Source organism: Ruegeria sp. BB9 (genome assembly GCF_056539345.1).
The window spans coordinates 364,281-374,234 of sequence record NZ_JBQFUU010000005.1; the positions used below are offsets into that span (position 1 = coordinate 364,281).

Consider the following 9,954-nt stretch of genomic DNA (forward strand, 5'->3'; position numbering starts at 1 on the left):
CGCCTTTTTCTCCGGGCTTACTCTTTCGACGCCGGAAAGACCAATTGATTCCGGACTCTGCATGGCACGCCGGCGGGAATACACCTTGCCTGCGGCCCGCTGCCTCCGATATGCCAAAAGCAGTGCGACCGTCCGAACAGGAGAGCCGGGGATGCAGTTCGACACATGCCGCCGTCTTGTTGCGGTTGCCGCCGTTTGCGGCGCGTTGGTTGCCCCGGTTCGGGTTGCGGCGGCTGAGGTCCTGGTGTTCGCGGCGGCCAGTCTCAAGACCGCGCTGGACCAGATCGCTCCGGAATTCGAGGCCGCGACAGGTCAACAGGTTACGGTTTCCTTCGCAGCCTCTTCCGTTTTGGCCCGGCAGATTCAGCTGGGCGCGCCGGCCGATCTGTTTATCTCTGCCAATACCGCCTGGATGGATGTTCTTGAGCGGAACGGAGACATCGACCCGGCGTCGCGCGTCGATCTTGTGGGCAACGGGCTGGTGCTGATTGCGCGCGCAGGGCAGCCCAGCGAACAGACGCTTACGCCGGACTTCGATCTGAGCGGTCAATTGAAAGGCGGCTATCTGGCGATGGCTCTCGTTGATGCGGTTCCCGCCGGAAGCTATGGCAAGGCCGCGTTGACTGCTCTGGGCCTGTGGGACGATGTTCAGGATCAGGTGGCTCAGGCCGATAACGTGCGCGCGGCGTTGGCGCTTGTCGCAAGTGGCGCGGCACCAATGGGTGTTGTCTACCGATCCGATGTGCAGGCCGAGGCCCGGGTGGATGTGGTCGGAGTTTTCCCTGAAGGCACGCACCCGGTGATCGTCTATCCTGCGGCCCTGACCGCGACCGCACGGCCTGAGGCGCAGGTCTTCCTCGACTACCTGCAGAGCGAACCGGCGACCGGCATATTCAAGGCGCAGGGTTTCACCCTGCCGCACGGATAGCGCCATGGGTTGGTTGGGCCCTGCCGAGATCGAAGCGTTGCGACTGTCTCTGCGCGTCTCTTTCTGGGCGACGATCGTTTCGCTGCCACTCGGTATATTCGTGGCCTACGCACTGGCCCGCTGGAGGTTTCCCGGTCGACAAGTGCTGAACGGTCTGGTGCATCTGCCGCTTATCCTGCCACCGGTCGTGACCGGTTATCTGTTGTTGCTGACCTTCAACGTACAAGCCCCGGTTGGTCGGGTGCTGGCTGATCTGGGCGTCGTTGTGGCCTTCCGCTGGACCGGAGCCGCACTGGCCGCCGGGATCATGGCATTTCCGCTGATGGTTCGGGCAATCCGCCTGTCGATCGAGGCGGTTGATCCAAAACTGGAGCAGGCGGGAGCGACGCTTGGGGCATCGCAACCTTTTGTCTTTGTCACCGTGACTTTGCCTATGATCTTGCCGGGGATCATTGCAGGGGCAATCCTTGCCTTCGCAAAGGCGATGGGCGAGTTCGGAGCCACGATCACCTTCGTGTCGAACATTCCGGGCCAGACCCAGACCTTGCCGTCGGCGGTTTATGCTTTCCTTCAGGTGCCGGGCGGCGAGAGCGCCGCGATGCGGCTGGTCATCATCTCGATCGTCATCGCCATGGGGGCGCTGCTTCTGTCGGAATATGTGGGGCGTCGCGCTGCGGCCCGGGTGGCCGGAACATGAGTCTGTCCGTGCAGATAAGACACCGCCTGCCGGGCATTGACCTGGACATCTTGTTTCAGGCGCCGCGGGGTGTGACGGTTCTGTTCGGACGATCGGGGTCTGGCAAAACCACCATCGTGGATGCCGTGGCCGGTTTGCTGCGCCCCCAGGCTGGGCGGGTCGCGGTGGATGATTGGGTGCTGTTCGATACCGAGCAAGGCCATTGGCTGCCGCCGCATCGCCGCCGGCTGGGTTATATCTTCCAGGAAGGCCGCTTGTTCCCGCACCTGACCGTGCGCCAAAACCTGTCGTACGGCCGGTGGTTTGCTCCCCGGGACGCGCGCCGTGAAAACCCCGATCACGTGATAGAGATGCTGGGCATCGGCCACCTGCTGGACCGTCACCCCGCCCACCTGTCAGGCGGTGAAAAGCAGCGTGTCGCCATTGGCCGTGCTCTGCTGGCAAGCCCGCGGTTGATCCTGGCCGATGAACCTCTCGCTGCGCTGGACGAAGCCCGAAAGGCCGAGATCCTGCCCTATTTCGAGCGATTGAGGGACGAGGTCTCAGTGCCGATCCTCTATGTCACGCATTCTGCGGCCGAAGTTGCCCGCCTTGCTACCTCGGTCGTAGCGTTGCAGGACGGCAAGGTGCTGCGGCAGGGGCCGGCCTCCGAAGTGTTGGCGGATCCTTCGGTTGCGCCGACAGGTGTGCGGGCTGTGGGTGCGGTGCTTGAGGTCACTGTGGCCGCGCATCACGAAGACGGCCTGACGGAATTGGCGGCAAACGGTGTCCGACTGTTCCTGCCGCGCATCCCGCATTCGGTTGGCGATGCGCTTCGGATCCGCATCCCCGCCCAGGAAGTCATACTGTCGGACCGAAAGCCCGAGGGCCTGTCGGCGCTGAACGTCCTGCAGGGCACCGTCGAGACCGTGCGCGCGGGCGAAGGTCCGGGGGCGATCGTTTCGGTCCGAACACCGGCCGGCACCCTGCTGGCCCGAGTGACGCGCCGGTCGGTCGAGGCCCTGGCGTTGCAACCCGGCAAACCGTGCCACGCGGTCGTCAAGACCGTAGCGCTGGCACCGCAGGATGTCGGTGGACGGGTCGCCAAGTCTTAGGTGGCAGGGTCAGCCACCCTGTTCTTTCAGAAGCTGTGAGAACTCTTTTTTCCGGTACAGTTTCATGTGGACCTTGCCGGCCTCATCCCGGGTCCATTCGACGATGCGGTTTCGGGTCATGTCGCTGTCCATGCGGTTCGTGCGCACCCTCGGGTGCGGAATCTCGCGTTTCAGAATCTCGACCATCTGGTTGGTCTGCCCGAAAGGCGCGACCAAGTCGACGATCCAGAAAGATGAACCGCTGGTGAAATCCGTATCCATCAACGGCTTTTCCTGCACCGCATATCGGTATTCCGCTTCAGGGCTGAGCCCGGCAAAGGTCACGAACCCGCGCGGGAATCCGTTTTGGCGAAAGATGTGATACTGCCCCAGCCGCAAAGGCGTTTCGAACGCTTACAGAACCTAGGCGAGGCTGCGCTGCTGGTGGGTTTTGGTCAGTCCGGCAAGGTAGAAGAGCGCGCCGAAGTCGGCGTATTTCTCGGGAGAGATATCAAACCAGTCCTTTGGAAATTTTCTGCTCAAACCTGACCTCAACCCCTTGGGACATCGGCAGTATATCGGGCAAAGTCTTGAAATGGTATTCGTTTTCTGTCGCCTCCGCAGCTGAGCGGGCTTGTGGGCGTGGCCTGTTCCCAAAGGTAACCGGGTTTGGCTTTACTCAATGGACATGCGGCCTATGATTGGAGCAACCCGGTTTTTTGGCGGATAGTTTTGATGAAGCATTTGATTTCAGCCCTGGTTCTGTCTGCAACTCTGTTGGCTCCGATCGCCGCACAAGCTGTCGGGTTCGGCATCGGCGTCCGCCCGACCTACCGCACCGAGATAAGATCCGTCGGAGACGGTGTGTATGAGGTCAAGGCAATCGGGTCGTCAGCCCCTGTCAACTACTGGTGCGGTATCGGCGATTTCGCCATTCGGCAGTTGGGTGTCCCCGGTTCGCAACGGATCTACATCTGGAGGGCGTACGAGCCGGGTGTACGAACTGTGCAATTCTCGTTGAAGCCGCCGCCAGGCGTGGATACCAGCCCCGGCTATTCAATTACCGTCAAGCGGGTGGGCGAGAACATGTCAGCGTCCTCCGCGCAGAACTACTGCTACGACAACTTCATGGATTTCGGGTTCTGACGTCTCAGACCCACTTGGCCAGTGGGGGCAGGCTCATCAGCACGGCGTCGGGGTCATGCCCGGTTTCCAGGCCGAATTTCGTGCCCCGGTCATAGACCAGATTGTATTCGGCATAGAGCCCGCGGTGCACCAGCTGGGTGTTTTTGTCTGCCTCGGTAAAGGGTTGGGTCCGCCGCTTTTTGATCAGCGGCAGAAAGGCCGGCAGGAAAGCGCGGCCAATGTCCTGTGTCAGCGCAAAATCCGCCTGCCAGTCGCCGGTGCAGTAGTCGTCCATGAAAATGCCGCCCACCCCACGCGCACGCTTGCGGTGCGGAATGTAGAAATACTCGTCTGCCCATTCTTTGAGCCGCGGATAGTGACCCGGCCCGTGCGGGTCTAGATGCGCTTTTTGCGTGGCGTGGAAATGGGCCGTGTCCTCGGCATATTCGATGCAGGGGTTCAGGTCTGATCCACCGCCGAACCACCAAGCATGCGGGGTCCAGAACATGCGGGTGTTCATGTGAGCGGCCGGTGCGTGCGGGTTTTGCATATGCGCCACAAGGCTGATGCCCGAGGCCCAGAACCGCGGGTCGTCTGTCATCCCGGGGATACCCTTGCGCGCGGCCATTGCCTGTTGCGCCCTTTCGCCGAGCGTGCCGTAGACCGTCGAGACATTGACACCGACCTTCTCGAACACGCGGCCGCCGCGCATGACCGACATCAGCCCACCACCCGCGTCCGAGCCGTCCTCGGACTGGCGTCGGGTCTCCTTGACCTCGAACCGTCCGGCGGGGGCATCGGAAAATGGCCCCACCTGGTGGCTGTCTTCCAAAGCCTCGAAGGCCGCGACGATTTCGTCGCGCAACTGGCGAAACCAAGTCGAGGCGGTGGATTTTTCCGTTTCAAACATCGTCAGGCTCAATGCGCGGGAGCGGCAACCGGGTCCAGAAGGGTCCGTCCACCGTCGATTGTGAGGACTTGCCCGGTAATGAACGCAGCCGCGTCCGAGGCAAGGTATTGCGCCGTTTCGGCCAGCTCGGCCGGGGCGGCAATGCGGGCCAGTGGGGTATGATCCTCAATGTCCCGCCGATAGTCCCGATTGTCTTTCAGGGTGGCCTGCAGTGACGCGCTCATGACCGACCCCAACGCAATCGAGTTCACGCGGATCCGATGAGGCGCAAGCGCCACTGCAAGGGACCGGGTCAACTGGTCCTGCGCGGCGCTGGAAACCGAATAGGCCAAAAGGCCTGGATGCGCGCGCTGACCGGCGATCGAGGACAGGTTGATGATCGAACCATTCGGCCCGTCTTCCTGATCCTCGGATTGTTTGATCATCCGCTTGGCCACAAGCTGGCTCAGCCGCAGGGCTGGCATCAGGTTCTGGTTCAGAAGGGTGCGAACCGAGTCGTCTTCCAGGTCCAGCGGATCCGTCGAGATGACCTGTCGCGCTCCGTTTACAAGAATGTCGACCTGATCGAATGCATCCAGAGTGGCCGAAAGGAGGTTGGCGATCGTCAGCTTTTCGCGCAGATCACCGGCGAAGTAGCGGACGTTGCTGTCATCGGCCTGTTCGCCCAGTTCTTCGGCCAGACGTTTCTCGTCCATGTCGGCGAACATCACGTTGGCGCCCGCGTCGGCGAAGTGACGGCCGATGGCAAGGCCGATGCCGTTGGCGCCTCCGGTGACGATGGCGGTCTTGCCGGCTATGGAAAAGGACATGTGTTTCCTCCTGAGTCGCGGCGCAGGTTAATCGGCTTCACCGCCGAGGGCGAGAGGCGTGGAATACCTTGAACCGGTTGTCGCCTGCAATTTCCTCGACCCGCGCGAAAGCGTCAGTCAAAGTCGTTTCGTAGGGGAGATGCCGGTTGGCGACCATCCACAAGTCGCCCGAGCGGGACAGGTTGCGCGCGGCGGCGGTGATGAACCCGCGCCCCAAGCCGGGATCGGCGCTGCGCGAAGTATGAAATGGCGGGTTCATAACAACGGTGTCCATGGGTTCTGGTGCAGACCATGTCACCGCATCTGCCCAGTGGAACTGTGCCCTTGGGTCGGGCACGTTGATACGTGCGCATGTCAGGGCAGTATGGTCGGCTTCGACAAGATGAATCGTGCGTACAGTGTCACCCTGCAGCAGCCCGGCGGACAAATAGCCCCATCCGGCACCCAGATCGGCGACCCGAGGTCCAAGCCCTGACGGAAGGGTCTCGCGCAACAGTGCCGAAGCAGGATCGACCCCGTCGGCCGAAAACACCCCGGGCGCGGTTTGGAAGCCGTCCGCCATCTGTCCTGCGGGCGCGGCCCAGTCTGCAAATGCGTCGGGGTCGGCCTTGAACCAAAAGATCTTGCCATGCGCCTTGGCGATGGGGCCCTCGATCTCGACCCGCTTGCGAATGTCCTTCAACAAGCTGTCCACGCCATCTGTCTTGGCGCCATCCACGACAACCGTTCCCGAGGCCCGGCTGCACGCATGATGTATCATGGCGCGTGCCTGTGCTTTGGCGCGGGGCAGAAACAGAACCACGTCTTCACAAGCGCTGTCGGTTTCGGGCACAGTTGCAAAGCCGCGGTCCCGGAAATGGTCGTGGAACGGTTTGAAAGGTTGAACAACCTCGACACCGTTCGGCAGCGCCGACAGGTCATGATCCGGCGTCGGTCCAACGACCGATATCGGTTCCGACAGGGTCAGGCCCGAGTCGAGGGCGAGAGACAATCGAGAGGACATCAGAGCGGGTTGAAGGGGGCAGAGTCGCGCGTCGCGGCCCTACTCCTCTTTCTCCATGGTGCACTGAAGCGGGTGTTGATGCCGACGAGCGAAATCCATCACCTGCCCAACCTTGGTCTCGGCAATCTCGTGGCTGAATACGCCGACCACGGCCACACCTTTCTTGTGCACGGTCAACATGATCTCGAAGGCCTGCGCATGGGACATCCCGAAGAACCGCTCGAGCACATGAACCACGAATTCCATGGGCGTGTAGTCGTCGTTCAACAGCAGCACCTTGTACAAGGGCGGTCGTTTGGTCTTGGGCTTGGTCTGAACAAGGATTGACGTGTCGCCATCGTCTTCCGATTTGCCAGCCATCATCCAACGGGCTTCAATCATGTCGCGAGATTTTCCGATTCACACTTCGGGTCGTTTCAGGGCTTATATAACGTCGACCCACCCAGAGGAAAGAGCAACCGGGCGGATTCGAAATGGATGAAAACCTGACCATCGTCGCTTTCGACGCTGACGACACCTTGTGGCACAACGAGCGTTTCTTTCAGCTGACCCAAGCGCATTTTGCTGCGCTACTGGCGGATCATGCGGACCGTGACCATCTGATGGAGCGGTTGTTGGCGGCCGAGAAGCGCAACATCCGCCACTATGGGTATGGCATCAAAGGTTTCGTCCTGTCGATGATCGAAACCGCAATCGAGGTGACGGAAGACAAAGTCCCGGCCAGGGTCATCCGCGAACTGATCGAAGCCGGGCAGGAGATGCTGTCCCACCCGATCGAGCTGTTGCCTCACGCGCGGGAGACGGTCGAGACAATCGCAGGCACCCATCGCATTGTTCTGATCACCAAGGGTGATCTCATTGATCAAGAGCGCAAACTGGCCCAATCGGGATTGGGTGAACTGTTCGACGCGGTCGAAATCGTGTCGGAAAAGACGCCCGACACCTATAGCGAAGTCTTTCGGCGGATGGGGCAGTCACCTGCCGGTGCCATGATGGTCGGCAATTCGATGCGGTCGGATGTGGTCGCGCCGATCCAGGCGGGGTGCTGGGGCGTGCACGTACCGCACGGTCTGGTGTGGGAGATCGAGCAGGCCGAGATCCCGACAAGCCATCCCCGTTTCCGGGAGATCCGCGATTTGGGAGATCTTCCTGATCTGGTCCGGCAGATTTCCTGACCTGTGACAGATTGGCCCCAGTTTCAAACTTTTACGACGAAGCCGCGCCAACTTTTTGACACCTTCGCCGTTTTGGTGGCGGCCATCCGTTGGGCCGCAACATCTAGACGCCACCGAGCGGAGCCGCTGCCGCGGATTTTTCAGCTTTCGGTTTATTTCAACAGTGCTGTGTGTTAGCCTCGACCAAATAATCAAAAAGGCTGACCGGGAAAACTCGGCGGCGCGAGGCAGACAGAGGCAAAGATCGTGCAGATTCGGCGGATAGTTCCGGCGCGGGCGGGCTTGCTCGTAGTCACAGTGGTATGGATGGCGCTGGTCCTGGCGACTCAGGCGCTTGCGGCTCCTTATGCGGCAATGGTCATTGACGCCAGAACCGGTGAGGTTCTGCACTCCCGCAACGCCGATACCAGGCTGCACCCTGCTTCTCTCACCAAGATGATGACCCTCTATATCGCCTTCGAAGCGGTGCGGAACGGTGAGATCACGCTGGACACCCAGGTGCGGATCACCAAGGCCGCGGCGGCCGAGCCGCCCTCCAAGCTGGGCCTGCGGGCGGGCCAGACCATAGCGTTCCGTTATCTCATCCGCGCGGCCGCTGTGAAATCGGCCAATGACGCCGCGACCGCGATCGGCATCGCTCTCAGCGGATCCGAGGCCGCCTTTGCGCGCCGTATGACCCGCACAGCCAAGGCCATGGGCATGAGCCGCACAACCTTCAAGAACGCACACGGGCTGACCGAAGCGGGCCATCTTTCGACTGCGCGTGACATGACCACGCTGGGTCGGCACCTGCTTTATGACTATCCTGAGTATTACAACCTGTTTTCACGCCAATCGACACATGCGGGCATCAAGACTGTTCCGAACACCAACCGGCGGCTGCTGGCAGCCTACCGGGGCGCCGACGGCATCAAAACCGGGTACACGCGCGCTGCGGGCTTCAACCTTGTTGCTTCGGCCAAGCGTGGGGACAAACGGATCATCGCAACCGTGTTCGGTGGCAAATCCAGCACTTCGCGCAACGCCAAGGTGGCCGAGCTACTGGACATGGGATTCCGGCGCGCCCCGTCGCGCGCTCCGATCCGCAAACCTGCCCGTCCGGCATATGCCGGGAATACCGGGCTGGGTGGAGCCACCCAATTGGCCAGTGCGGTCCGCGCACCACAGCGCAGCCTTCGACCTGTGATGCGACCCGGGGCTGGGGTGGCCATCCAGGTTGCCGGCGCCGTGGCTGAAACCGCAGCCAAGAACGGTGCACGTATTCAAGACGGCATCGCCGCGGCGATCGCCGCAGCGGATATCGCGCCGACGGCGCCTCCGGTCGAGAATGCCGACACGCGCCCGGCCCTGCGCCCCGAGAACCTTGTGCTTGCATCGACCGAGCCCGCAGAAGTCGTGGCCGAGCCCGAGCAGGAGGTCGTTACCCGTCTGTCCACGTCGGGCGGGCATCTTTGGGGCGTCAATGTCGGGCGCTACACTACCCGCTACGAGGCCGAGAAGGTTTTGCTGAAAACGGCTTTGTCGGAAATGACGACACTGGAAGGCACTTTGCGCAAAGTGAACCAGAGTTCGCGCGGGTTCGACGCGACCTTCCAGGGCATGACCCGCGAGCAGGCGGATCTGGCCTGTCGCCGCCTGAAGGCGCGCAATGTCACCTGTTTCATGGTCGGGCCATCATAAGGTCCGACACTCTCTCCTGGATCGTTGCTGGCCGCGAATGGATTTCGCGGCCTTTTTTTGTGCCTTAAATGGGGTGGTCATTCGGTCCGGCCGGAGGCCAATGGCGCTGTGCGCGTCAAGTACATGGGGGAGGCGCAATACGCTGTGTTCGGCGCACCAACGCTTGTGCGTTCCGAGCCGCCAATCGGGCACAGAGTGAGTCGACTCATGGGGCGCGAGTCGAGTGTTCTTGTGGTGATGTCCGGGCGCTTTCGCTATATATAGTGGTCTGGTGAGGTCGGGCTTAGAAACCAAAGGGTCGGGCTTGATCTACGGGGGTGAAATTCCCAACGGTGGAGCTAGGTGGCTGTTGTCTAAGTATCTGACAAGCATTGATAAAAATAAAATCAGCAAAAAAGTTCGGCAGTTTGTCATTTTCTGCTTGCGGTGATTTGTAGTTATCCTTAGAACGCCCTTCACCGGCGCTGCTGAGGCGGTGTTGGTTGGTCGGATGGACGGCCTGACGGACTGGAAAGACGGTTGAGACGCCTGGGAGAGACCGGGGGCATCTTGAG

General features: G+C 61.3%; 13 protein-coding genes. 7 read left to right on the top strand and 6 right to left on the bottom strand.

Annotated features, from left to right (window positions below):
• Positions 1 to 151: 151 nt before the first annotated feature.
• From modA to modC, 3 genes are read left to right on the top strand one after another with little or no spacing between them, the layout of a single operon-like run.
• Positions 152 to 928, top strand: a complete 777-nt coding sequence (gene modA / locus ACR0FC_RS17600) for a molybdate ABC transporter substrate-binding protein (RefSeq protein ID WP_170342028.1) — start codon at positions 152 to 154, stop codon at positions 926 to 928.
• Between the two features lie 4 nt (positions 929 to 932).
• The gene (gene modB / locus ACR0FC_RS17605; RefSeq protein WP_170342025.1) at positions 933 to 1,625 is read left to right on the top strand and encodes a molybdate ABC transporter permease subunit; all 693 of its coding nucleotides are present in this window, start codon (positions 933 to 935) and stop codon (positions 1,623 to 1,625) included.
• Positions 1,622 to 2,719, top strand: coding sequence for a molybdenum ABC transporter ATP-binding protein (gene modC, locus ACR0FC_RS17610; RefSeq protein WP_170342024.1), 1,098 nt, complete (start codon positions 1,622 to 1,624; stop codon positions 2,717 to 2,719). Before modB ends, modC begins: the two co-directional genes overlap by 4 nt.
• Before the next feature lie 9 nt (positions 2,720 to 2,728).
• Here modC and ACR0FC_RS17615 read toward each other — a convergent pair whose 3' ends face one another.
• A complete protein-coding gene (locus ACR0FC_RS17615) occupies positions 2,729 to 3,043 on the bottom strand; it encodes a toxin-activating lysine-acyltransferase (protein ID WP_367646663.1) in 315 nt (104 codons plus the stop codon).
• A 21-nt stretch (positions 3,044 to 3,064) separates the two neighbouring features.
• Between ACR0FC_RS17615 and ACR0FC_RS17620 the strand changes: the two genes are divergently transcribed.
• Both ACR0FC_RS17620 and ACR0FC_RS17625 read left to right on the top strand, forming a co-directional pair.
• Complete coding sequence (locus tag ACR0FC_RS17620) at positions 3,065 to 3,247, top strand: hypothetical protein (RefSeq protein ID WP_254437848.1); 183 nt, start codon at positions 3,065 to 3,067, stop codon at positions 3,245 to 3,247.
• A 186-nt stretch (positions 3,248 to 3,433) separates the two neighbouring features.
• Positions 3,434 to 3,844, top strand: a complete 411-nt coding sequence (locus ACR0FC_RS17625; protein ID WP_170342022.1) for a hypothetical protein — start codon at positions 3,434 to 3,436, stop codon at positions 3,842 to 3,844.
• 4 nt (positions 3,845 to 3,848) lie between these two features.
• Here the strand turns inward: ACR0FC_RS17625 and hemF are convergent, their stop codons facing one another.
• From hemF to clpS, 4 genes are read right to left on the bottom strand one after another with little or no spacing between them, the layout of a single operon-like run.
• Positions 3,849 to 4,733, bottom strand: coding sequence for an oxygen-dependent coproporphyrinogen oxidase (gene hemF, locus ACR0FC_RS17630; RefSeq protein ID WP_170342021.1), 885 nt, complete (start codon positions 4,731 to 4,733; stop codon positions 3,849 to 3,851).
• Positions 4,734 to 4,741: 8 nt separating this feature from the next.
• Positions 4,742 to 5,542 (bottom strand): SDR family NAD(P)-dependent oxidoreductase, encoded by an 801-nt coding sequence (locus tag ACR0FC_RS17635; protein ID WP_093963056.1) that lies wholly within the window; start codon positions 5,540 to 5,542, stop codon positions 4,742 to 4,744.
• A 37-nt stretch (positions 5,543 to 5,579) separates the two neighbouring features.
• Positions 5,580 to 6,545: a class I SAM-dependent methyltransferase gene (locus ACR0FC_RS17640; RefSeq protein WP_170342019.1), complete on the bottom strand. Its 966-nt coding sequence runs from the start codon at positions 6,543 to 6,545 to the stop codon at positions 5,580 to 5,582.
• 39 nt (positions 6,546 to 6,584) lie between these two features.
• Entirely contained in the window at positions 6,585 to 6,926 is a 342-nt protein-coding gene (gene clpS, locus ACR0FC_RS17645) for an ATP-dependent Clp protease adapter ClpS (protein ID WP_170342017.1), read from the bottom strand.
• 92 nt (positions 6,927 to 7,018) lie between these two features.
• On the opposite strand from clpS, the gene ACR0FC_RS17650 reads away from it, so the two are divergent.
• Positions 7,019 to 7,720 carry an HAD family hydrolase gene (locus ACR0FC_RS17650; protein WP_170342015.1) on the top strand — a complete coding sequence of 234 codons (702 nt, stop codon included), beginning with the start codon at positions 7,019 to 7,021 and terminating at the stop codon, positions 7,718 to 7,720.
• A 306-nt stretch (positions 7,721 to 8,026) separates the two neighbouring features.
• Positions 8,027 to 9,400 (top strand): D-alanyl-D-alanine carboxypeptidase family protein, encoded by a 1,374-nt coding sequence (locus ACR0FC_RS17655; protein ID WP_170342012.1) that lies wholly within the window; start codon positions 8,027 to 8,029, stop codon positions 9,398 to 9,400.
• 283 nt (positions 9,401 to 9,683) lie between these two features.
• Here the strand turns inward: ACR0FC_RS17655 and ACR0FC_RS17660 are convergent.
• On the bottom strand, positions 9,684 to 9,954 hold a 271-nt coding region (locus ACR0FC_RS17660), incomplete at its 5' end, for a hypothetical protein (RefSeq protein WP_480656826.1).